19 protein-coding genes are annotated in these 23,932 nt (G+C 55.8%); 2 read left to right on the top strand and 17 right to left on the bottom strand.

Going from position 1 to position 23,932, the window contains the following annotated elements; genetic code table 11:
- Window positions 1-11: 11 nt before the first annotated feature.
- Entirely contained in the window at window positions 12-2,576 is a 2,565-nt protein-coding gene (locus tag HX790_RS13575) for an autotransporter outer membrane beta-barrel domain-containing protein (protein ID WP_017136668.1), read from the bottom strand.
- Between the two features lie 679 nt (window positions 2,577-3,255).
- On the opposite strand from HX790_RS13575, the gene HX790_RS13570 reads away from it, so the two are divergent.
- Entirely contained in the window at window positions 3,256-3,510 is a 255-nt protein-coding gene (locus tag HX790_RS13570; RefSeq protein WP_017136667.1) for a hypothetical protein, read from the top strand.
- Between the two features lie 283 nt (window positions 3,511-3,793).
- On the opposite strand, the gene HX790_RS13565 is transcribed toward HX790_RS13570, so the two are convergent.
- A complete protein-coding gene (locus HX790_RS13565; RefSeq protein ID WP_017136666.1) occupies window positions 3,794-4,213 on the bottom strand; it encodes a hypothetical protein in 420 nt (139 codons plus the stop codon).
- A gap of 17 nt (window positions 4,214-4,230) precedes the next feature.
- On the opposite strand from HX790_RS13565, the gene HX790_RS13560 reads away from it, so the two are divergent.
- Entirely contained in the window at window positions 4,231-4,470 is a 240-nt protein-coding gene (locus HX790_RS13560) for a hypothetical protein (protein ID WP_017136665.1), read from the top strand.
- A 127-nt stretch (window positions 4,471-4,597) separates the two neighbouring features.
- Here HX790_RS13560 and HX790_RS13555 read toward each other — a convergent pair whose 3' ends face one another.
- The 15 genes from HX790_RS13555 to HX790_RS29575 all read right to left on the bottom strand — a co-directional run bounded on the left by HX790_RS13555 (window position 4,598) and on the right by HX790_RS29575 (window position 23,911).
- Complete coding sequence (locus HX790_RS13555) at window positions 4,598-5,002, bottom strand: hypothetical protein (protein ID WP_017136664.1); 405 nt, start codon at window positions 5,000-5,002, stop codon at window positions 4,598-4,600.
- A 214-nt stretch (window positions 5,003-5,216) separates the two neighbouring features.
- A complete protein-coding gene (locus HX790_RS13550; RefSeq protein ID WP_017136663.1) occupies window positions 5,217-5,666 on the bottom strand; it encodes a hypothetical protein in 450 nt (149 codons plus the stop codon).
- Window positions 5,667-6,037: 371 nt separating this feature from the next.
- Complete coding sequence (locus HX790_RS13540) at window positions 6,038-6,517, bottom strand: transposase (RefSeq protein ID WP_256349323.1); 480 nt, start codon at window positions 6,515-6,517, stop codon at window positions 6,038-6,040.
- A 168-nt stretch (window positions 6,518-6,685) separates the two neighbouring features.
- The gene (locus HX790_RS13535) at window positions 6,686-7,249 is read right to left on the bottom strand and encodes a hypothetical protein (protein ID WP_017135227.1); all 564 of its coding nucleotides are present in this window, start codon (window positions 7,247-7,249) and stop codon (window positions 6,686-6,688) included.
- Window positions 7,250-7,286: 37 nt separating this feature from the next.
- Window positions 7,287-7,607 carry a hypothetical protein gene (locus tag HX790_RS13530; RefSeq protein WP_157786464.1) on the bottom strand — a complete coding sequence of 107 codons (321 nt, stop codon included), beginning with the start codon at window positions 7,605-7,607 and terminating at the stop codon, window positions 7,287-7,289.
- 183 nt (window positions 7,608-7,790) lie between these two features.
- Window positions 7,791-8,570: a DUF4225 domain-containing protein gene (locus HX790_RS13525; protein ID WP_017135224.1), complete on the bottom strand. Its 780-nt coding sequence runs from the start codon at window positions 8,568-8,570 to the stop codon at window positions 7,791-7,793.
- A 354-nt stretch (window positions 8,571-8,924) separates the two neighbouring features.
- Window positions 8,925-9,365, bottom strand: coding sequence for a transposase (locus tag HX790_RS29580; RefSeq protein ID WP_256349324.1), 441 nt, complete (start codon window positions 9,363-9,365; stop codon window positions 8,925-8,927).
- Window positions 9,366-9,714: 349 nt separating this feature from the next.
- Window positions 9,715-10,044 (bottom strand): hypothetical protein, encoded by a 330-nt coding sequence (locus HX790_RS13515; RefSeq protein WP_017135223.1) that lies wholly within the window; start codon window positions 10,042-10,044, stop codon window positions 9,715-9,717.
- Window positions 10,044-10,586, bottom strand: a complete 543-nt coding sequence (locus HX790_RS13510) for a DNA/RNA non-specific endonuclease (protein WP_080593731.1) — start codon at window positions 10,584-10,586, stop codon at window positions 10,044-10,046. Before HX790_RS13510 ends, HX790_RS13515 begins: the two co-directional genes overlap by 1 nt.
- Complete coding sequence (locus tag HX790_RS13505; protein WP_176991661.1) at window positions 10,565-11,161, bottom strand: VENN motif pre-toxin domain-containing protein; 597 nt, start codon at window positions 11,159-11,161, stop codon at window positions 10,565-10,567. The genes HX790_RS13510 and HX790_RS13505 overlap by 22 nt, the downstream gene beginning before the upstream one ends.
- A 53-nt stretch (window positions 11,162-11,214) precedes the next feature.
- Entirely contained in the window at window positions 11,215-11,913 is a 699-nt protein-coding gene (locus tag HX790_RS13500; protein WP_176991660.1) for a transposase, read from the bottom strand.
- Window positions 11,914-12,219: 306 nt separating this feature from the next.
- Entirely contained in the window at window positions 12,220-12,888 is a 669-nt protein-coding gene (locus HX790_RS13495; RefSeq protein WP_080593756.1) for a hypothetical protein, read from the bottom strand.
- A gap of 411 nt (window positions 12,889-13,299) precedes the next feature.
- Window positions 13,300-13,617, bottom strand: a complete 318-nt coding sequence (locus HX790_RS13490) for a hypothetical protein (protein ID WP_073637953.1) — start codon at window positions 13,615-13,617, stop codon at window positions 13,300-13,302.
- Window positions 13,614-14,159, bottom strand: coding sequence for a DNA/RNA non-specific endonuclease (locus HX790_RS13485; protein ID WP_032865575.1), 546 nt, complete (start codon window positions 14,157-14,159; stop codon window positions 13,614-13,616). The genes HX790_RS13490 and HX790_RS13485 overlap by 4 nt, the downstream gene beginning before the upstream one ends.
- The gene (locus HX790_RS29575; RefSeq protein WP_256351590.1) at window positions 14,138-23,911 is read right to left on the bottom strand and encodes a hemagglutinin repeat-containing protein; all 9,774 of its coding nucleotides are present in this window, start codon (window positions 23,909-23,911) and stop codon (window positions 14,138-14,140) included. The genes HX790_RS13485 and HX790_RS29575 overlap by 22 nt, the downstream gene beginning before the upstream one ends.
- Window positions 23,912-23,932 lie beyond the last annotated feature (21 nt).

Here is a 23,932-nt window from a genome sequence, read left to right as displayed (position 1 = left end):
TCCCACAGGGCTTAAAACGCGTAACGCGCTTTGAGTATCACGCCATCGGCGTCGAAGCCACTGCGCGCTTGGCGGGTGTAGCTGGCGCCCACGGTGAAGTCCGACACCTGGTAGTTCACGCCCACACTCGCCTCGTAGCTGTCACGCGCCACCGACGCGCCGGTGGTGGTGAACGCCGCACCACCCGCCACAAAGTTGGAGGTTTGCGCCACGCGATCACCCATCAGGTCGTGATACGCCATCAAGGTCGCTTCCGGTTGCAGGCTGCCTGCGCCCATCGGCAAGTTGCCGGCCAAACGCACACCGGCACCCAACTCACCCACTTCATAACGCTGCGAACGCGTGCTCAGCGCCGCCGAAGAACCCTTCTCGTCGTAGCCGTCCATGCGCACGTTGGCATAACGCGCCGCCACACGCGGTTCGATCACCACCGCCTGCGATGGCTTGAAGCTGTAGCCGCCGATTACGCTGGCTGCCAACACGTTGCTGTCGTAACTGCCCTTGGCCGTGGTGCCCGCCACATGGCGCTTGCTGTCGTTGTCGTTATGACCGTAGCTGAGGCTGCCATCCACAAACCAGTTTTGCAGCGCCCAGTTGCCATACAGCGACAGCGCGTGGCCCTCCACATCGGTCTTGTTGCCCAGGTCCGAATGGATGTTGGAATTAAGGTAGCTGTAAGCCACGCCCAGGGTAGTGGTGTCGTTCAAACGCCCGTCCACACCCACGGCCATGCCGCTGCTGTTGGCCGAGTAACCGTTGTTACCGCCGCGCCCATCCTGGTCCATGTTGCTGCTCAAACCCTGCACCCACACGCCGCCGGTTTGATGGCCTTCGCGCTGGTCGGTAAGGCGGTTGAAGATTGCGCCATTGATAACAGTCTGCCCCGACAACGCCACATCCAGCGCGCCACGGTTGACGTCCGGCTTGAGCTGCTCGCTCACTTGAGCAAGCTGTTGCGCAGTCCCGGCGTTGGCGAGGGACTGGAACACTGGGTCGTTCTGGTTGAGCCCGCCGAGCACATCGTTCTTGAACGTATTCACCGCCGTGGCCGCTGCGGCGCTGGCACCTGCACCGGCAAGTTCCTGCTGCACTTGCTGGTTGTTTTTAACCGCGACGACAGCCTTGACCGTTTGCGCATCCGCCGAGTAGCTCAGCACGTTGAGCAGCGATGACGAACTGGCAACCGACAGGCCGTTGTTCTGCACACTGGTGGCCTGCAACAGGGTGTATTGAGTGCCGTTATTGGTGCGCGCAAAGTCGCCTGGCTGCGCACTCACCGTGAGCTTCGACGCCTGGGCGAAATTAGCCGTACCGTTGACCGACAGATACGGCGTGGTCGGCACCACGCTGTCGGCCAGGTGCATATCAATGCCCGCACCGCTGGCGACGTTAAGGTTGCCGCTGATCGTGGTACCGGGCGCGGCCAGGTTCAACGAGCCGGAATTAATCGAGACCGGCGCGATGATGCGCTGGCCGGCAAAATCAGCTTGGCCGGCGACATTCACCGCACTCAGGTTGAGCAAGTCGCCGGTGATTTTGCCGCCCGTCCAGTTCAGCGTGGCAAGGTTGGCGGCGTCGATGGCCGTGCCGGATTTGCTGCGGATCTCGCCTGCTTGCTGGTTGATCTCGAAGGGCGAAGTCTGGTCGCGGGCATTGACCAGGATCGCGGTGCTGTCGGCACTGATCAGACCCCGGTTGATAACGCCGCGCGCGCCCGACTGCGGGTTCTGGGTAAAGGTTGCACCAGTCAGATGCACAGCCACCGCATTGGCGCCGTTGGCTTCAATCGTGCCGGTGTTGAGCAAGTAATCGAAGGTGCCGGAGTTGAACTGTACGGCCCTGGCCATACCACCGTTGACCGTCACCACACCGCTGTTTTCTATACGCAGGTCACTAGTGTCGGTTTCAACTTCAATGCCCAACGCCTCTTCGCCCGTGACGCGGATGGTGCCGGAGTTGAGGATTTTGCCGCCGACGGTCACCGGCATATTGTTATGGGTGTCCAGGATCAGGCCGTAGCCGTAGATGGAAGTGACATCAATCAGGCCGGAGTTGATCACGTCACCACCGACGGTCGTGCCATTGAGGTACATGCCCTCGCCGTCACTGTCCGACCCCGGCACGTCAACGGTGACGATAGTTCCGGAGTTGATCACGCTGCCGCCGATGTTCGCGGCGCCCACCTCAAAACCTTCGGCCCAGGTCTGGTTGGTGAGCCTGATCGTACCGGCCTGGATGACATCACCGGTGATCGTGCCGCCACGGGCCCGCAGATCAGAGTCCAGCGCGCCATCCACTACAAAACCACGGATGTTGAGGCCACTGCCATCGATGTTGTAGTCGGCGCGGTTGATCAGCGAACCCTGAACATTGGTCTCGGCAACACTGGCCCCATCGACATTACGCTGGGTGGCCACCACATTGCGCGACCCGACCAAGGTGACAGGCTCGTTGAACACCTGGCCTTTCCACTTGTTCTGGCCGCTGCTCACGTCGAATTCCACCGCAGCAACATGCGCGGCGCCTGCGCTGACCATCAGGGCCAGCAGGGTTTTCTGGAACGGCTTGCGCTTCATTTCAAACTCCATGAACTACAGTCAAAGCCGCCAATACGCCCGGCGGCTGTAGGTGTGCTGAGCGAGGGATCAGATGATCCGAATGTATTCCCCCAAGGCGCCCTGCTGAACCCCAGGCGCGAGCAATCGCACCGCAGCCGGTGGTGTTAGACAAGGGATTGGGGAGGCGAAGTTCACATTAATCCTTAATGTCGTTTTAAAAACGCTGCAGTCCATGCAGCCCGACCGGTTGCGGGTGGGCGGGGTAAAGACCCGGACTTGAGGGAAATGGTTCCTTTTGCGGTAGGACGCTTCCCCAAACTACCGAGGATTTGCCTGATATCCGTGAGCGGACGGCGGAATGCGTTGGGGGTGGTGGGGTTGGGGATAGACAAAAGAGGGTTGAGTCAGGGCGTTGGTGCCTTGCGTGGGTTTGGGTGGGGGGCTTATAGTCCGGCCCGTCGCCCAACAAGGGCGATCGGATTTGGCGATCCGTTGACCGTATGCGAAAGCTTTCTGCTTGCTTGCAGGGGCTTCCGTACCCGCATCGCTGCTTTATGGCAGCTGTGCGCGGGAGACCTTCGGGTCTGCCGGAACTCGGTCCCGGTTCGCCAACCTGCGTACAGCTGTCACCCATTCGTTTGGCGACGATAGGTGACAGCTTCACTCTACTGACCGAGGTTTCACCATGAACCAATACATGCCCCTAACGGGCCACGACTGCACCGTCCCCGCTCTGCTTATCGACACCAGCGCGCCCCTCGACGTACTCCACGACGCCGCCGCGTACCGGATTCGCGCCGTCACGCAACTGTTGGAAAACCTGGCCTTCCGCGAACAGCTCAGCAGCGATGCTGTGGTGCTTCAAGACTTCGCCCAACTACTGGCTATACCGCTGCGGGATGGGTGTGATTTGCTGGATGTCATTATTCGCAGGCTTAACAGCGTCAACTGACCGCGACAGGGCGGCTGACGAGTTGCCCTGTTAACGGTGAGGCAGTGAATAGGTGCGGGCCACGCTTGGGCAGTAAAAGTGGCCTGTTGCCTATGCAGCCTTGGCGCTGTGAAAAGCATGCACTGGGGGAAAAGGGAACGGATTTATTTTATAGCCCTTAAATAACTCTATCCGCTTTGTACCCTGATGCCGAAACGTTCGGTGGCAAGGGCCGAAATCAGAAAAAATGGCCACTCTACGAAGATTAAGTAAGTGCCATTCAAATCCGTGCCCTTTTTCTGCTCTATTTCCTCCCGGCGCAAATCTGCTCCCAGCCTTTCACGATGGTGCCGGTGTACTTGCCACAGGTCGCCCCTTCCAAATTCGCGTCGAGCGCGTCGCGCTCAGGCGCAAGCCATACCGCGTCGGCCAAGTACACCGCGCCCGCTGCCAGCAGCAGAACCACGGCCACCCGCGTCACCATGTAGCGCGCCGTGGCCCGAGGCGTGCGCAAGCGCTCGAACACAAATGCGAACAGCAGCCCAATGCCACACATCAGGAAACCGCCCAGCGCCGCTCCGAAAGCGCCGGCGGTAGAGCTGTCGAAGGAGCCCCACGCCAACATACAAACGCTTGCACTGACGAACATCAGCAGCAGGCACAACCCCTGCACCAACCGCCATCCGACTACCGCTAAACCTGCCATCTGAACCTCACGTGTCATGGGAACCTCGTACCTATATGCGCCGGCTCATTCAAAAAACGTGGTCTGACCCCAATATCTCACTCGACGTACTCCACGACGCCGCCGCGTACCGGATTCGCGCCGTCACGCAACTGTTGGAAAACCTGGCCTTCCGCGAACAGCTCAGCAGCGATGCTGTGGTGCTTCAAGACTTCGCCCAACTACTGGCTATACCGCTGCGGGATGGGTGTGATTTGCTGGATGTCATTATTCGCAGGCTTAACAGCGTCAACTGACCGCGACAGGGCGGCTGACGAGTTGCCCTGTTAACGGTGAGGCAGTGAGTAGGGGCAAACTACACTTGAATATTAAAGGTGGCTTGTCACTACTCCTTTACACCATCAAACAGAAAATGGCCTGCCCCTATTTCACGCTCGATCTTATATACCTGTCACAGATTTCAGAGTACTTAATGGTCACAGAATTAACATCATCAACAACACAATTCCATTTTTTACCAAACTCGTACGCCAACCATAAATACATCTCTATCGACCCTTTTGAGTGTCCCAACTGTATTTCAATCATTGTCCTCGGCGTGGCACCCAACCAAGATTCCCAATCGAGAATATCTTGCGCATCATAAAAACCTATGAGCTTTTCGGAGGTAAGTAATGACACATACAAAGTGGCCTCATCCCAGCTCAATACTCCACGACTACGTTTACCCGCGCTGACGATTCCACCTACAGCGTGGAGAAAATCAGCGAAAGTGTCTTCGTCAATTGCCACATCCGATATAATTGATGCTGAGTTGCTCACAACCATAACCCCGCTTTTTTGGTTCCATACTCGAATAACTCTTCGACGCGAATGAAAAGGGCGGAAAAGTGGACAGATTTATTTAAGTAAAAAAGCACTCGAAAAATTAAATAAATCTGTCCCCTTTTTCCCTTAGTACCAGATCCGCCCCCTCAACCCTGAAGTAAGCGACAGCTTCTGAAGGACCGCCTTTTGTACCTCTTAAACCGCTAAATAAACATTAGCGTTCCGCACGTCGCTCAACCATAGATTTTATATATTTAAGCTGCTCTAAGATAAAGTCAGAAAAGTTTGATGCTAACACCTCGAACCCATCCAGCTCCGAACTAACCGCTACGACCTGCCAATTATTCTTTGCGTCAAAACCATATAGCACATCACTCGAATTCCCGCCAATTATGTAAATCCCTTCATAACCTTCAATTTGCCGACCGCATATAGTTGAATATTTTTCCGGACCATCATCAACATAAAATGCAGCGTCTAGCTCACCGAATCCAAAATCCGCAAGAAATTCAAGATAATCCGCAGGCACACTGTTTCGATCCGATTCTTCAACACCACTTAATATGGCATCAACATTAGAAATACAGTCACCATAATCCCCCTCAAAAAGCTCAGCGGATGTTATTTCGTCTATAAACTTTCGAATTTCTACTGAATTTTTCATAGTCACTTACCAAATATTTTTTCTGCTGGACCCTGCGTTCTATGAATGCCTCCCTGATGCTCTCCACCCCGCATTGCAGGTGTAATATTCCACCACTCAGCTTTACCACCAAATTTATTCTCTATCACATGGTGCGCATCGTAATTTCTGGTTTTCATATTGCCATTTTTATCAGTGAAGCTTTCTTTTGGCCATATCTCGCCTGTATTTTTTTCCCACTCAGCCCTCAAACTTGGCAACTGAAGAAAATAGGGGTCACTAGAAAATAGAAGAAAATAGGGGTCAGACCACTATTCTTTTAACTCATACTTTTTTGGCGTCCTGACACGCCCTCCGAAACTCTTTTACCTAATAGCAAAAAGGGGACAGATTTATTTAAGTAAAAAAACACTCGAAAAATTAAATAAATCTGCCCCCTTTTTCCCATAGCTGGTCCAGCGATAGTCGCCCGGATGAATAACCATACCGGCTCTAACCGGGTTCATTTCGATATATCGATAGCAAGCTAAAACATAGTTTTCTTGTTGAACCAAACAGGAACGGAAACGGCCTTCCCACAACGTACCCGTTCGTTGATATGTTCGATTGACATATTGAACGTAGCGCTGCCCCAGTCCCTTCATAAGCAGGCCGGCCCCTGCGCAGCAGGTGGGAGTCAACAACAAATGAACATGATTTGTCATCAAGCACAATGCGTGAACTTTACAGCCATACAATTCAGCAAGCACGGCTAATGTATCAATGTAAAAAATATAGTCTTCATCTGAGTAAAAACACGCAGACCGATTGTTTCCCCGCTGAATAATATGCAACGGGATATCCGGCAGTAAAACCCTAGGACGGCGAGCCATATAAACCCCTAACTGGATAAGAGCTTACAGCTTAGCCGCCCTTCAACAGGCCAACAGAGTGGAATAATTACAAAAAATAAATCATGTTTTTAAAGAGCAACTCTGCTCAACTCTAAAAAACAAAAACGTGGTCTGACCCCTATTTCTGCCTATTTCATGACCCCTATTTCACTCGAGGACGGGAATACGCTGCGCGGGATCGGTGATGTCATACACATGCTGCTCACAGCCCGCGCCGACGATTACGAACTCCACCAGGTAAACCTTCTGCTTCTGCGGCTTGAACGCCGAGCTCATAGGGCCGCAGGCGTAGACAATTTTTTCGGCGTAGCGGTAGTAGTTCGAGTCATACACCCGCGACTCGCCCAATACCTCGATTGTCTGCCCCGGATCAGCCAACACTTCCAACTGCGGGAAGCGCTTGACCGCCGCACTGTTGGCAACCTCACTCATCTTGGCGATCCAGCCGAACACCTTGCCACGGCCTGAATCTACCACCGTGCCGAGGATCTCCGGCCGCTGATCCGCATCACCGCCACGGCGCACGGAGAACTGCACAGGGTAGGTAAAACCGGTGGCCCGCATGATCACCTTGGCTTGCTCGGCATCGGCCACGACCTTGTTCTGCTGCAACTGCACGCCGTCTTTGAGCAGGCTGGACGACGAGTCGCGCGCATTGGAGTGACAGCCCGCGAGGATCAGGGCCGAGAGGATAAAGGCAACTTTTCTCATAAGGGTTTTCCGTATACATACATGGGCTATGCAAGGTTCAAAAACTCAAAAAAAATACGACCCCGTATAAAAACAGGGCGAAGCCGGCCAACGCCGCTCGCCACTCCGGGTCGGCATCCTTACTCATGCCGCCCGGCGCGATGGCCACCCTGGCGCCTCGCGCATAGCTGTAGACCGCCTGGCCAAACCACAACTGCACCAGCACCATGAGGAAAAAGCGCTTCCAGCTACCGTCAAATCGTAGAAAGCCATTGAGTAGCGCAGCCAGGAGTAAGACCACATACAAACGTGATCTGACCTCGATTACCCGCTCTACCACCCACCACGCCCGGACATAAAGGATTTCACATAATCCCACCGTGTAACTATCCAGTACACAGCAAATATTCCTGACAAGGGAAATCCAATCCAGATGAACACCCAGTTCGAATCTGTGCGAAGCAGTATACCAACCACTATGGCGACCATCATGCCGAAAAACGTACTCACCCCACACACCACCGCCAACAATGAAACTATCAGCAGCAGGGTATTTATAAGTTTACTTGCTCGCATCGACCGCCTCATTGTAAAGGCTATTGCCTTTCGCGCCCACGGACAGAAAATATAGCAACATTGCACCGCCATACGGCGCCTTTTTACCAAGAATAAATTGGTTATTATCAAACTTTCTGACCGTCACATCAAATATTGATTTTTTCTTGTTCAAACCATCAGCCAACCCCATCTTCAGAGGCACCTTTACAAACCCCGAACCAATTGATAACGCGAAATCTGCGGCACTATATATCACCGGCCCATATCCGCCAGGAATCTGATCAAAAGTTTGTTTAACATGATTATAACTGCCCTCTTCATTATTAACATGGTTATAAAGGGCTGAGGTGCCCTCCTCAATATTCCCTAATCCGAATACAATCATAGGCCCACCGAAAAAGCACCCGGCCACTGTGCCGCATAGAGTGCCCCCCGAGTAAACACTTGCCCCTCCCGTGACAGTCTTGGCGGTGTTAGCTACCACAGGAATGACATCACGCGTTCCCGCATCAAAAACCGAGTCAGTGAGCGAATAGTTAAACAGGCCTTTATCCCTTTGCGCATCTGCCCATTCAAGCTCATTACTCAGCCCGACCATATCGGCTTCACTCAAGTATGCATCGTGATACTCCTTGGTCCCTCGCTCCAGATGAGCCCAGCACTTGATGATGTAACACATGGCCTTTTCCAGGTTCGCTTCCGTGAAGTCACCTTTCTGAGCCTCAGCCTTGATCGCCGCCACCTCCGCCTCATGAGCTGCTCGATTATAGACTTCCACCGACATCGCGTTTCCTCCCGCGACAACAGCACCTGAGGTACCTCGCCCAGAGCCAACCACGGCCCCGGCGCCTGCCGCGATTAAGAAATAGGGGGCAGACCACTATTCTTTTAACTCATACTTTTTTGGGCGTCCTGACACGCCCTGCGAAACTCTTTTACCTAATGCCTGCGCGATCTCGGACGCAAACTTCTGATCGCCCAAAACGTAATTACCGTTTATAGAAGATCGAATTTGTTCTATCAGCCCAAGTGAAAGTCGATCATTGAATATAGACCGGTAAGCTTCGGCTCGTTGCGCGGTGCCGCTACAGAATTCGTTATAAACAGCATGCGGACTTATAAAGCCTGATAGCTCGCCCTATGCGTTTGCCCTATAGCTGGTCCAGCGATAGTCGCCCGGATGAGCAACCATACCGGCTCTGACCGGGTTCATTTCGATATATCGATAGCAAGCTAAAACATAGTTGTCTTGTTGAACCAAACAGGAGCGGAAACGGCCTTCCCACAACGTGCCCGTTCGTTGATATGTTCGATTGACATATTGAACGTAGCGCTGCCCCAGTCCCTTCATAAGCAAGCCAGCCCCTGCGCAGCAGCTGGGAGTCAACAACAAATGAACATGATTTGTCATCAAGCACAATGCGTGAACTTTACAGCCATACAATTCAGCAAGCACGGCTAATGTATCAATGTAAAAAATATAGTCTTCATCTGAATAAAAACACGCAGACCGATTGTTTCCCCGCTGAATAATATGCAACGGGATATCCGGCAGTAAAACCCTAGGACGGCGAGCCATATAAACCCCTAACTGGATAAGAGCTTACAGCTTAGCCGCCCTTCAACAGGCCAACAGATTGGAATAATTACAAAAAATAAATCACATTTTTAAAGAGCAACTCTGCTTAACTCTAAAAAACAAAACCGTGGTCTGACCCCTATTTCCCTATTTCTCTACAAGTCCTTTCTCAACCATTTCTAAACGCATAATCATTGTTTAGCCTTTGGCAGTAGTTTTAATTAAGAAAATAGGGGTCAGACCACTATTCTTTTAATGAGGTGTGCCATCAAGCGCAGAGCTTAGGGTAAATTTTTGGGGATCCCTCAGGGTCTGCCCCCTATTTCCCTTCAAACTTGCCGCTTAATTATCAAGGATAAACAAAGTCTATACTAATTTTAACTTCAACTAAATCCAAGGTCACCTCACAGCCACTCCACGCTGGCAGCCCTCCTGTAAGTTTATTCTCAACATACCAACTACGCAGCTCTGTTAAAAGAGCTAAAATATCTGTATTGGCTCGCCCGCCTGCCGTGAACCAGGCAACGTTACCTTGTTTATCAATGTAGTCATACTCATACTCACAGCTATCTAGCTCTTGGGATAGCTGTGCACGCATTATAATTTTACATGCTCCATCGGGAGCAATCTGAAATAAAATGCTCCCAATGTCATTGTAGATATCATCATCACTACGCATCAATTTCCACCCGGTGAGTTTTTAAATACAATCTCTTTTGGACGAGCACCGCCTATTGAATACTCCACATTAAAGCTATCTGGCCGAATACTTTTACCAGAATACACAGGCTCAATCTTCACGCTAACCTGTTTGCCCTCCTTAAGTGCGGACGCCCATGTATTCTCCATAGTTTTCCAAGTACCTTTATTCAAGTTTCCATTCATGGGAAGGAGGTTCAATCTCTCCCCAGGTCCGTTGAATATACTAGCAATCAAGTGCCCACCCTCGTCCCCAGTGACACCGCACTTTCCTGCCACACATTGCTGATATGTATTCCGATCATTTTTAGTCAATGAAAGATTTGACTCGACTTTTTCAACGCGGCCCAAGCCATCTGTTTGGAAGGTTTTATTCCCATCGACTTTATATACGGTATTCGGCACAGGATTATTCAGCTCTTTATTCCATGCACCTTTACCACCAGAACTAATCTCGACTTCCCGTAAAACTTGCTCTGTTCCTTTTTCACCAGCCTCCTTTACCGGGTGGGCATACGGCATGCCAGCCTCAGCATCCGNNTAATCCGTTCACCTGGAATAAGAGATGCTGCTACCTCAAGGTAATCAAGTGCACTCTCAGCCTCCGCTACGCTTTTAACTGTGCCGATAACTGGTACAAAATTTGCGCCTTCTGACAGGGCACCTTTGAGCTCTTCACGCCGCTGAGTATACATCTTGACCGAGCACGCTTGCTCACTCATGCCAGCGCAGTTTTGCTCCTTGTAGTGTTGGTTTTCTGCTTTGACGCGGTCTTCAGCCTGCTGCTCAAGTGTCTTATGTGCGGCTAGTGCTTCTGCAATATCACTGAGGGAGTTGTTCTCCACCGCATTGCTTCCCGCCTTTGCCCCAGTAACCGCACCGCCCAGATCACCACCAGCAATCCCCCCAGCCAACCTTGCTGCTAGACCCGAAAGTGCAACAACCGTCTCTCTCTCCTCCTCCGTCAACTCGATTGTATTCTTGCCCGGATACAACTGATGGGCGATGAATTCACCCGTCGCAGCTCCCGCAGCCCCCGCCCCCGCAGAGTTGCCTTGCGCCTGCGCCACCACTGCACCCAATACGGCATGCGCCATGGTGTTGAGTACAGCGTTGTCTCCGGAGGGAAATAGGGGTCAGACCACTATTCTTAAACTTTTAACACACACTTTTTCGGGCGTCCCGACACGCTCGGTGAAACTCTTTTACCTACTATCTGCGCAATCTCTGACGCAAACTTCTGATCGCCCAAAACATAATTGCCGTTTGTAGAAGATCGAATTTTTTCTATCAACTCAGGTGAGAGCCGATCCAGGAATGTTGACCGGTAAGCTTCGGCTCGTTGCGCGGCGCCGCTACCTAAGTCGCTATAAACTGCATGCGGGCTTATAAAGCCTGATAGCTCGCCCTGTGCGTTTGTTCTATAACTGGTCCAACGGTAGTCGCCCGGATGAGCAACCATACCCGCTCTGACCGGGTTCATTTCGATATATCGATAGCAAGCTAAAACATAGTTGTCTTGTTGAACCAAACAGGAGCGGAAACGGCCTTCCCACAACGTGCCCGTACGTTGACATGTTCGATTGACATATTGAACGTAGCGCTGCCCCAGCCCCTTCATAAGCAGGCCAGCCCCCGCGCAGCAGGTGGGAGTCAACAACAAGTGAACATGATTTGTCATCAAGCACAATGCGTGAACTTTACAGCCATACAATTCAGCAAGCACGGCTAATGTATCAATGTAAAAAATATAGTCTTTATCTGAATAAAAACACGCAGACCGATTGTTTCCCGGCTGAATAATATGCAACGGGATATCCGGCAGTAAAACCCTAGGACGGCGAGCCATATAAACCCCTAACTGGATAGGAGCTTACAGCTTAGCCGCCCTTCAACAGGCCAACAGATTGGAATAATTACAAAAAATAAATCATGTTTTTAAAGAGCAACTCTGCTGAACTCTAAAAAACGAAAACCGTGGTCTGACCCCTATTTCCCTTGAAACATCCTTTAATCTTGGTCGACTGGTCTCGAGTTGTCTTACCAGTTTGCCAAGCGTGGAGGTCACGTGCGGACAGCAGGCAGGGCAACAAGTCGTCATTGTTGGGAGTGCGCCAGTTGGCCCCGGCTCTTCTGGACCTAGCCTCCCCTCGCATCACCCAACCAAAAGTTCTTTTAATCGCTCTCCAGCAGTAGCTATCTCGCTGGTGGTCAGCGGCGTATAGCTAACAACAATCAACACACCTCCGGCCAATTCCGAGGTCTCCTCAACGTGCCCCTTGAGACAGTTAATAATCTGTTGAGGGCTTTTCCCAAATGCACGAAGGCATAATTTCTCATCAAAATAATTAGCCGCATTTATACGAAAAACACCCTCTCTCCCGTTAACATCTTTTTTTGTAGCATCGCATGCAGCTACTACTGCCGGCCAGTCGCTTCTAGTGACAGACCAATCATGCAGTGCAGCTCTATAGGCACCAAAAGCCTCTACGTACGCAGGGAAAATTCGTTTCAACAAGTCCAAATAATCAATTTTAGCATTCGAAAACTCAATGAATAGAGAGTCATCAAATTGAGCATCATCTTCTAGATATTTCTCACTTCTAAGAGAATATGCAATTCGACCTTTTATTCCCTTTGGAAGGAATTTATCCAAAGAAACAGAAACAACAAGCTCGCCTTCAATATCGGGAACATCTACAGCACCGGCCAAATTCCATGGCGCACCTAAGCCGGACAACCTTTCGATAATATTTTCGTGCCGTTTTTCAATAGACTCTGAAAATTTTGGCCTATGACGAAATTCAAGCTTATGCGTAGTCATTAGGGTGCAACCCTCGCAGTAACGTTTCTGATATTTTGCTCAATCAAAATATCAGTTGCTCTCTCAGCCGCTTTTTGACTTGGAAATTCAAAAACGGCTTTGATACCGGGATTTTGTTTCAACGCATTCGATGAAATAGTGAAAACAGGGGTCAGGCCCTGAGGGATCCCAGCTTAGCCTTCGATCACTAGGCGGACAAAATAAAAATATTACAAAAATAAATTATGCTTTGAAAATACCAACTCTACCAAACTCTAAAAAAGCAAAATCGTGGCCCACCTTATTTTTCAAAAAATAAACCATATTTTTAAATAACAACTTCACTGAACTCTAAAAAACGCAAAACGTGGTCCACAAAACGTGGTCTGCCCCCATTTCCCTAGCCAGTTTGACACCACCTTTTGTACCAACTTAATAAATGAATTTGGTATTAGCCTTTCCACTAGGGTCGATAACCAGTACAAATTTTCTCCAATCACCACCTGTGTGCGATCTCATCAGCTCGTGCAACTTATGGACGTGACTAGAAGCTCTATCTTCAGGGTCATCCAAAAGCTCGCTGAAGAACAAGCCATCGCGAACGAATGAGTATTTAGAACCTACAGACCACCCTCCGTCATAAACTTCATGCTCAAATTCACAACGCATTTCCTCGTACGGACCATTCGCAGAGTCATGCATGATCTGCGTGAGCGCATTCAAGACCTGTACTTGTTGCTCAATGCTCATTGCCCGGCCTCATTCCTGAATGACTTGCGCATTTTTATTCCATTGATTGAGTAGTCAATAACTAATGAATCTGGTCTTGCCGACACAGGATCCGTTCTAGAAAAGCGCACTGTCACGGCGCCGACCTGATCACCGTTGTTCAACCCCTTCTTAATTTCTGTTTCCCACCGCTTATAGGCAGAGTTATTGAAATTACCATCCTGCGGAAAGAGGTTGAATCTGTCACAGGTACCACCAAGCTGACAACCCTGGATGTGCCCCCCCACATCCGTTGGCAATCCCTCTTTGCCAACTGCCGTTTGGCGTGCATCACGGACGCCTTTATCCAACGACGGACTGTAGGTAATTTCATCAACGTAACCGCTTGAATTGGTCTTAAATTCAGTGCCGTTGCTCAGCTTGACTTGGCTATTTGGTGGGGGCTCATTCAGTATTTTGTATTCAGGTGTTCCTTTACTGGCTTTGGTCACATCGACCTCAACACTAGCCAGTTTGACACCACCTTTTTCACCAGCCTCCTTTATCGGGTGGGCATAGGGCATGCCAGCCTCAGCATCCGNNTAATCCGTTCACCTGGAATAAGTGATGCTGCTACCTCAAGGTAATCAAGTGCACTCTCAGCCTCCGCTACGCTTTTAACTGTGCCGACAACTGGTACAAAATTTGCGCCTTCTGACAGGGCATCTTTGAGCTCTTCACGCCGCTGAGTATACATCTTGACCGAGCACGCTTGCTCACTCATGCCAGCGCAGTTTTGCTCCTTGTAGTGTTGGTTTTCTGCTTTGACGCGGTCTTCAGCCTGCTGCTCAAGTGTCTTATGTGCGGCTAATGCTTCTGCAATATCACTGAGGGAGTTGTTCTCCACCGCATTGCTTCCCGCCTTTGCCCCAGTAACCGCACCGCCCAGATCACCACCAGCAATCCCCCCAGCCAACCCTGCTGCTAGACCCGAAAGTGCAACAACCGTCTCTCTCTCCTCCTCCGTCAACTCGATTGTCTTCCTGCCCGGATACAACTGATGGGCGATGAATTCACCCGTCGCCGCTCCCGCAGCCCCCGCTCCCGCAGAGTTGCCTTGCGCCTGCGCCACCACCGCACCCAATACGGCATGCGCCATGGTGTTGAGTACAGCGTTGTCTCCGGTGGTTTTCCTGATGACTTGCGCCATGTACGGCGCCGACGCGCCCGCAATAGCGGAACCGATATCGCCTCCCACCAACCCTTGCAATGCTGCTGTCACCGCCTGCGCTACACGTGGGTAATTGCCGCCGACCCCGTAGTCCGCCATGATCCGTTGATAAGCGTCAGTGGCAATCAGTTGTTTCTTGTAGGCATCGACGTCCTCTTTTTTGGCATCTTTTCCAGGGTCCTTGATGCCACGCTTATCAAGTTCAGCACGCGCCTCTTTATCAGCATCGATCTGGCCTTGGGTTCGAACGATGTCTACTGCCTGAGTACCAATATCCGCAATCAACTGCACCTGCCGCAGGCGCTTCTGCTCTTTTTCCTTATCAAAGATCGGGCTGATGCTGCCGTTGGCGTGTTCAACATCGTGGCTCAGCGTTGCAACGTCCTGCTGCTGTTTAGCAGGGTCGCGGATGTCGAGGGTACCGTTGGAAATGGCCGATGAGGTGGTGCCGCTGTCACTGTCGCCATGATTGAACGCGATCAAGCTGCCGGAGGGCAGGTTGCTGATGAAGGCGTTCGCTCCGCTTGCGCCACTGCTCACACTGGCGCTCTGCAACTGGCTTGTGTACTCAGCCTTGTTCTTTAAAACGCTCCATCCCAGCGTGCCGGTGCTCAGGCGGTTTTTGTCCGGCGTGGCTGTGCTGCCGATCACGCTGCCATCGAGTTGCGTGTGGTTGCCTACGTCAATCTGGTAGCCGCCCTTACCGCCGAACAGGCCGGTTTGCTCCTGCACACTCTGGTATTTGGAGTCGATCTTGCTTTTACTGATGCTCAGGTTTGCACTGCCGCCGGTGCCGATGATGGCGAAGCTGACGCCGCCACTCACATCCGTCTGCTTGGACTTGTAGTTATCGGTGTCTTGCAGACTTTGCAGCGTAAGGTCGCGCCCCACAGTAGCGGTAATTTTGTCTGCGCTGACCTGCGCGCCCTTCAGGGCGGTGTCTCGGCCGCTGATCAGGCTGACCTGTTTGCCCGCATCCAGGGTTGTTTCCGTCCAGGTGGTGCCAGTGCCCTTCTCGTTACCGGTGCCTTTGTTGGCATTGGCGAAAATGCTCAGGCCGCCGCCTTCGGAACCCACGCCTAGGCTGATACCTACCGCACCACCACTGCTGCTATTTTTGCCATCAAGTTTTTGGTTATTCGCCGCAGCTTCCAGGCGAATATCGCGCTCCGCCGCCAGCCGCATCTCATTACCGGCCTGAAGCTTGCTGCCTTGAACATGGATATCACCTGCGGCCCCAGGCGTACCGTTACCGTCCGCCACGATGGTGAGGTTGTTGCCGGCCGTCAGGCTGCTGCCCTGGCTGAGTGTCTGCTCCTGGGTCTGTTTGGAATCGGATTTCTGCGAACCCAGGGAGATGCTGATCCCCACAAACTGCGAAGCGTTAGCGCCGGTCATGCCGCCATTCTGCTGCGCCGCTTGCCACGCCTGCACCCCCGTCAAACCCGCCTTCACACCTTGCAGCGCCGAGAGGCGGCCGTCGTCCTCGTTCTTGGCTTGCTTGGCGGTCTTATAAGCGGAGTCCACCGCACTGCCCACGGTGCCGGACAACGCCAGGGTCAAACCACTGGTTTTGCTTTTGGAGGTCTGCTCGCTACGGTTGTTGTTCTCGGAAGCCAGGATGCTGACATTTTGCCCAACCAGGCTGATGTCCTTACCGGCAACCACGTCAGAGCCACGAATGGTCAGGTCTTTGCCAGCCTGAATATCCACACTGCCCAGCACACTGCCGATGTTGCTGGCTCGGGTGGTTTCGGTGCTGCTGGTGAAGGTGTTCTGGTTGCTGCTTGAACCCAACGTAACGCCGATGCCGCCGCTGCTCATCAAGCCCGATTTTTTGGTCGAGGACGAATGGCTTTGTTCAAAGGTTTCCGTGGCCCCATCAATCACCACATTGCGCCCGGCAATCAGGCTGGTGGCGTTGGTGGAAACCACGTCGCTGGCGGTAGTGCCGATGTCACGGCCAGCACGCACGACCACGGTATCAGCGCTGATGGAAGAACCCTGCTGACTGATCTGGTTACTGCTGTCGATGCGCGTTTTCTGGCTGCTGGACAGCAACCCTTTGCTGGTTTTGGTTTTGCGGTAATAGCTGTAGTCGCTGTCTTGCGCGGCGTTCAGCGCCAGGTCATTGCCTGCGTACAGGTAGGCTTCCTTGCCGGCACTCGCACGGCTGGCGCTGACCACGAGGTCGTTGCCGGCACTGAGGGAGAGGTTCTCACCGGCAACCAGGGAGGTGCCCACTTGCTGAACGTGGTCCTCCTGACTGGTCACCTTCTTGGAATTAAACGCCGAATGCTGTTCATTCGCCGCTGACGCCAGGTTCACATTGCCCTTGGCTACCAGCGCCAGATCACGCGTGGCATTGAGCTGGCTGCCGATGGCGCTGATATCCCGCGCAGCCACCACCTGGAAGTCTCGCCCGGCCTCGATCACGGTGCCGTACTGGTTTGCGCTGCTGCTGCGCATGTAGGTGCTGACGGCATTGGCGTTGCGTTGTTCGGCGGTGGCCAGGTTCACGTCGCGCCCGGCTTGAACGCCCAGGTCGGCGCCGCTTTTGAAGGCGCCGCCGGTGCTGTTGACGTCGCGCCCAGCTTGCAGGGTGAGGGTGTTGGCGGCTTCGATGCGGGCGGCGTTGTCGACGAAGTCGGTGCGTTCGGTGCGGTAGCCGCTGCTGCTCTGGTGGCTGGTGACGGTGCGTTCGTTGAGTACATCGCCATTTACCGCGCGCACGCTGACGTCGCGCCCGGCGATGATGCCGCCGGCGCGGTTGGTGAGGGTGTTGCCGGCGAGCAGGTCGAGGCGGTTGCCCGCTTGCACAAGGCCGCTGTTGACCATGTTGCGCCCGGCGCTGGCAGCGAGGTTGTTGGTGGCGCGCAGGGTGCCGACGTTGTTGAGGTCGGTGCCGCTGACCAGGTTCAGGTCGCTGCCGGTGATGAGTGCGCCGTTGGGCGCCAGGCGGTTGTTGGCCTGGGCCAGGTAGAGCACGGGCACCAGCACTTGCTGGCCGGCGACGGTGGCGTTTTCCATCCACACGATGTCGTGGGTCAGGGCCGCGACTTGCTCAGCGGTGAGGCTCACGCCTACGGCCAGGTTAAGCGCCTGTTTGGTGCCGATGGCGTTGTCCATCAGGTACTTGAACATCGCTGTGTCGCTGGTCTGGCCATCGATGAAGCGCTGGCCGGTACGGGCGATCACGGCTTGCTGGATCAGGCGCTGTTCATACAGGCCGTCACCCAGGCGCTTTTGTGCCTGGTCCGGGTCGTAGCCCAGTTTGGACAGCATGTAGTCGGAGCTTAAGAACTGGCTGAGGTTGGTCAGCAGCGGGTTGGTTTCGATCAGGTATTTCTGTGGGTTGGAAACGAACTGGCTGTCTGGCAAGCCCTGCACGCGGTTGATCACCACGCCGTCGGCCGAGGTGCTGCTGCCGGGTACGACCGGGCCGGTAACCGGCATGCGGTCGACGCTGCCGCCGCCCAAGGTCCAGCCTTGCGGCCCGGTGCTGGCTGGCGCGCTGGCGCTTTGGCCACTGAGACGGAACAGCCCGCCTTGGCCGGTAGGCAAGGTAAAGCCGGGCAGGCTCAGCGGGTTGATCTGCTGTTGGGCCAGGTCCGGCGGCAGTTGCTGGTTGAGGGTCACGCGGGTGGAGTAACCGGCTGCGCCACTGGCACCGGTGGCGTCGGTGGTGGTTTTGGCGCCCGCACCGATGTAGCTATAGCCCAGGCGTACCACGCTGTTGTCGATACCGGCTTGGGCCTTGACGTCTACCGCGCCGCCCGCCTGAATCACGGCGGCGTAACGTTGGTCATCGCTGGCGATTTTGGTGACTTTGCCGAACTGGGTGCGCTCGATCTCCATCATGCCGATGAAGTTGGCCACGGTGGCTTCAAGGCCGCCGAGGTCATTGGGGTTGTAACCGGCGCTTTTGTACCAATATTTGTTGGTGAGTGCGGCGGCGGCGCCGAACCAGCCTTCAGGGTGCTTGGTGCGCTCTGACGTGAAAAGACGATAGGTCTCGGTCTCGCCGGTTTCGATGCCGGTGTTGACCAGGTTGTTCAGGCGCGCGGTGAAGTTACCGCCGGCCGCGATCGAGCTGCTGCTGTTGAGCAAGTCGCCGCCGGCCAACGTCATGTTGCCGCCGGCGGTGATGCTTGAACCGGCACTGGCAGCGGTCACTTCCAGTTTGTCGCGGGTCACCAACTCCCACACGTAGTTGCGCGGGGTGCCGCCGGCTTTGCAGTCACCGGCGTTAACGTACTTGATGCACGTGCCTTCGGTGGCCGAGGCGGTGTAGACACCCGCGTCGTTGACGTCGAGTACCGCCCGCTCGTTTTTGATCGAGTTGGCGGACAGGCTGAGGTTGCCGTCACTCTGAATCGTCGATGAGCTGTTGAGGATGCTGCTGGCCAGGCCGCCCTTGCCGTCGCGGTCGACGCTGAGGTTGCCCAGGCTGTAGACGTCGGCGTAGCTGTTGTTCAGCGCGTCCACACGCAGGCTCATGTCGCCACCGCTGAAGATCAGGCCGTGGTCATTGAGCAAGGCGCCGGTGGTGGCGACCAGTCGTTGGCCGCTGCCCAGGGTCGCGTAGTTGTTGAGTGTGCCGGCGTTGACCACCAGGTCGGTGGCGGCGGTGAGGCGCCCACGGTTGTTGAGTGTGCCGGCGATGGTAGCGGTGGTGACGCCGCCGCCGGCAATGCTGGCGGTGTCGCTCAAGTTGGCCTGTGCGGCGCTGAGGTTGAGGTTGCCCAGGCTGCTGATGCGCCCGCTGCTGTTGAGCGCGCCGCTCAAGGTCAGGTCGAGCGCGCCGTCGCTGGCGATCAGGCCGTGGGTGGTCCAGTTGGCGCCATTGCCGACAAAGCCTCGGGCACCGAGCAGTTGGCCGGTGGCGGTCTGGTCGAGGTTGTCGACGTTGACCGTGAGTTGCCCGGCCTGGATCACGCTGCTGTTGGTCCAGTTGCCCTGGGTGATGGTCAGGTCGCCACGGGTGACCAGGCTGCCGCCCACGTCGTTGAGGTTGGCCGGGGCAATGCCGAAGTTGCCGGTGCCCACGTGCAGTACGTTGCCGCCCAGGTTCTGGAAGCTGCCGGCGTTGAGGGTCAGGTCGTTGTTGGCGGTTTCCAGCACGCCGTTGCGGTTGTCGAACAGACCGCCGATGGCGAATTCGGTGGTGCCCGCCGTGCCCAGCGCACGCAGGCGCCCGGTCTGGTTATCGAGGCTGGCCGCGCGCACCTTGAGGGTGCTTTCGCTTTCGATGATGCCCAGGCGGTTGTTGAGTGCGCCGCTGAGGTCCAGGTCGATCTGTTGGCCGGCGATCTGGCCGTCGTTGTCGCCGCTGTTATCGAAGTCATGCCCGACCACGCGCATCAGGCCTTTGGCATACAGCCCGCCGTTGCGGTTGTCGAAGTTGCCGGTGGTGACCAGTGCGTTGCCGCCCTGCGCCGCGATGCGCCCGCCATAGTTGTCCATGCTGCCGGCTTGCAGGTTGAGGCTTTGCCCCTGCATCACGCCGCCCTGGCGGTTGTTGTTGAGGTCGTAACCGTTGCGCAGCACGCCGACCACTTGGGTTTGCAGTGCGGCCTTGAGGCTGGCGAGGGTGCCGCCACGGTTGTCGAGGCTGGCCGCGTTGATATTCAGGTCACCGGCCTGGGCGATCAGTTTGCCGCTCTGGTTATCCAGCGTGTCGGCCACGTTGGCGGTCATGCCACCCTGGCTTTGCACGGTGCCTTTGCCATTGTCCAAGCGGCTGGCGGTGAGCAGGAGGTCGGCGTTCTGGCTGTAGATCAAGCCGTCGTTGCCGTTCTGTACCAGGCCGCTGGCGGTGAGGCTCAAGCGGTCGTTGGCGGCCAGGGTGCCACGGTTGCGGTTATCCAGGCCGACAGTCAGCAGGGTCAACAAACCTTGGCTGGCGATCTGGCCGCCCTGGTTGTTGATCTGCGCTGCGCGGCTGATCAGCAGCGGGCCGCCGCTGGCCAGTTTGCCGCTGGTGTTGGTCAGGGTCGCGAGCAGGTCAAGGGTGGTGGCGGTGCCGCCACTGATGCTGCCGGCGCTGTTGTCCAGGTTTTGCGTAGTCAGGCTCAGGGCCGCGCCGCTGTCGATCACGCCGCCCTGGGCGTTGTTCAGCAAGCCGCCGACGGTAAGCGTCTGCCCGGCCGCGCTGGAGAGTACGCCTTTGTTGCTGTTATCCAGTTCGCCGGCATTAACGGTCAGCGCTTTCTGGCTCACCAGTGCCCCGCCTGCGCTGTTGAGCAGGCTGGCGGTCAGCGTGGCATTAAGGTCGCCGTAACGGCTGGACAAGGTGCCGCCGTTGCGGTTGTCCAGGTTCGCGCCGCTGACCGTCAAACCCTGCCAGCCGGACATCAGGCCATTCTGGTTGATCAGGTTTTCGGCATTGAGCACCAGCAGGTTATTGCTGATCAGTTTGCCGTTGCTGTTGTTCAACGTGCGGCCGCTGAGGTTCAGAGTTTGCGCGCTGGAGAGTTCGCCTCCCTGGTTGCTGAGGTCACGCAGGTGGTTGATGGAGAGGTTGCCAGCGGTGGTGATCAGGCCACCCGCGTTGTTCAGGTCGCCGGTGGCGGTGCCGAAGTCCAGGGCAATCGCGCTGCCCAGCAGCGAGCCGTTCTGGTTGTCCAGCGCGGCGCTGTTGAGCGTCAGCGTATTGCTCGCGTTGAGCAGGCCCTGGTCGCGGTTGGTGAGGCGGCCAGCCACGTTGAGCAGCGTGTCGCCACGGCTGGTGAGGGTGCCGCCGCTGTTGTCGAGGTCGGTGGCGTGGGCGTCAACCGAGGCGGCGGCAATCATGCCTTTGACGTTGGCCAGGGCCTGGCCGATGCGCAGGGTCAGCGCGGCGTTGCTCAGCAGTTTGCCGCTGCTGTTGTCGAGGTTGTCGGCGGTGAGTGTGAACGCCTGGCTGCCGGAGATTTCGCCGCCCTGGTTATGCACGTTCTTGAGGTTGTTGAGCATCAACAGCGGCGCGTTGATCAGCCCGCCCTGGTTATTGAACTCGCCACGGTGCAGGTCCAGCGTCAGCGCCTCGGCGCTGGTGATCTGGCCGCCTTGCTGGTTGTTGAGGTCGGCAGTGCCAAGGGACAGGGCCTGGCGCGCACTCAGGGTGCCGTTCTGGCTGTTGTCGACGCTTGCGGCGTTGAGTATCAGGCTGCCATCGGTGACCAGCCGCCCGCCTCGGTTGTCCACCGCGCCGAGTGCGCTGAGGGTCAGCGGCCCGGCGCTGGAGAGCGTGCCGCCGCCGTTGGCCAGCGTGCGCGCGGTGATGCTCAGCAGCCCTTCGCTGCTGATCAAACCCTGGTTGCGGTTAAGCAGTTGGTCGACATTCAAACCTGCACCGGCGCCAGCAATCAGCAGCCCGCCGTCGCTGTTATCCAGTTGCGTAGCGGTCACCACAACGCCCGCACGGCTGGACAGCTCGCCGTTACGATTGTCGATGTTGGCGACATTGACCTGCACACCACCCACGCCTGCGACCAAGCCTTTTTGGCGGTTGTCGAGGCTATTACCGGCCACGCTCACCGTGCCTTGGCTGGTGACCAACCCGGCTTGGTTGTTGAGGCTGCCGACGTTGAGGCTGAGCGCATTGCCCGCCGTGATCAGGCCTGCGACGTTATCGAGGGTCGCGACCGTCAGCGCTGCAGTGTCGAGGCTTGAGAGCTCACCGCCCTGGTTATGCAGCTCACCGACGACGACGGTCAGCGGCCCGTTGCTGGTGACCAACCCACCTTGGGTGTTCTGCAGGCGATCAGCGGTGATGGCCAGGCCGCCGTTGCTGAGAATGCGGCCTTTGTTCTGGTTATCGACTGTGGCAGCGGTAATTTGGGTGTGTTGTTTGGCACCCAGTGTGCCGCCCTGGTTGTTCAACGCTTGGGCATCCACGCTCAACGCGCGGCTGGCAATCACACTGGCGCCGGTGTTGGTGACGGCCTTGCCGCGCAGGCTCACATCGCCTGTGGCGTTGCGAGTGTTGTCGGCGTTGACGCCGGCTTCGATGATGTCGCCATTGGTCAGCGTGCCGCCGCTGGACAGCGCAATGCGGTCACGGGCGGCCAGGCTCTGGCGGTTAGTGAGGTCGCCCTGGGTGTTCACGTTAAGGGCTGTACCGGCATACACCGGCCCTTTGGCGTCCAGGCTTGCGGCGTTGATGTTGACCGCGCCGCTGGCGGCGGTTTGCGCCATGCTCAAATGCCCATTGGCATCGAGCTGGATATCACCACCACTGGCCGCCAGCGTGCCGTCGAGCTTCACGCCCACACCGGCTTCGGTGCCCACCAGTTTGATCGCACCGGCGTACATGCCGCCCAAGGCGCTGGAGTCGATGGCCAGCTCGGGCTTGGCGCTGCCGTCGTCGGCACGGGCGGTGGCTTTCAGGCTTTTGGCGTCGACGTCGTTGCGCCCGGCGACCACGGCCAGTTCACGGGCGTTGATTTGCGCGTTGATCTTGGCCGAGCGGGTAATGATTTCGAAGCGGTCGACGTTGCTGGCGTTCAGGCCTTCGCCGTCGATGGTCACGGCGCCGCCGTCCACTTGGTAGTGGTCCAGGCGACCGACGTTGTCCATCATCGGCTTGCCGGTGGTCAGGGTCACGTTGGGCGTGTTGATAAACCCGCAGCCGCTGCACGTGATGCCGTAAGGGTTGGCGACGATGACTTTGGCCGACTGCCCCGCTACTTCGGTGTAACCGCGCAGCTGGCTCGGGCTGCCGCCGTTGACTTCGTTGAGGATAACGTTGGCCGCGCCGCCCTTGAGGTTGGGGTTGCCGACGATGTAACCGCCCAGCTGGGTGTTCTGCAGCGCGCCAGTGGCGTTGTTGAGGATCACGCCGTTGGGGCCGACGTTGTAGTCCTTGAACTGGTTGTGGGACAAGCCACTGCCATTGGGGGTGGCGATGTTCACCACCGGCACGCCATTGCCGGCCTGGCCGACGCTGGTGGCCGGGTTGCTCACCACAATGCCTTCGGCCTGGGCCAGCAACGGCTGCCAGAACAGCGCGTTGACCAGGATCAGCACCAGGCCGCGCTTGGGCAGGCCGAAGAACGCGTCGCGGCGCTTCAGGGCAGCAGAAGGTTGGCGGGCCAGAAAGGCAAAGTGGCGAACATCCATGGTCAAATTCTCGTTGCAGCG

The organism is Pseudomonas sp. IPO3747 (genome assembly GCF_013385245.1).
Lineage (GTDB): Bacteria > Pseudomonadota > Gammaproteobacteria > Pseudomonadales > Pseudomonadaceae > Aquipseudomonas > Aquipseudomonas edaphica.
Note: the sequence above shows the minus strand (reverse complement) of the source record. Positions and strands in the feature narration are given on the sequence as shown.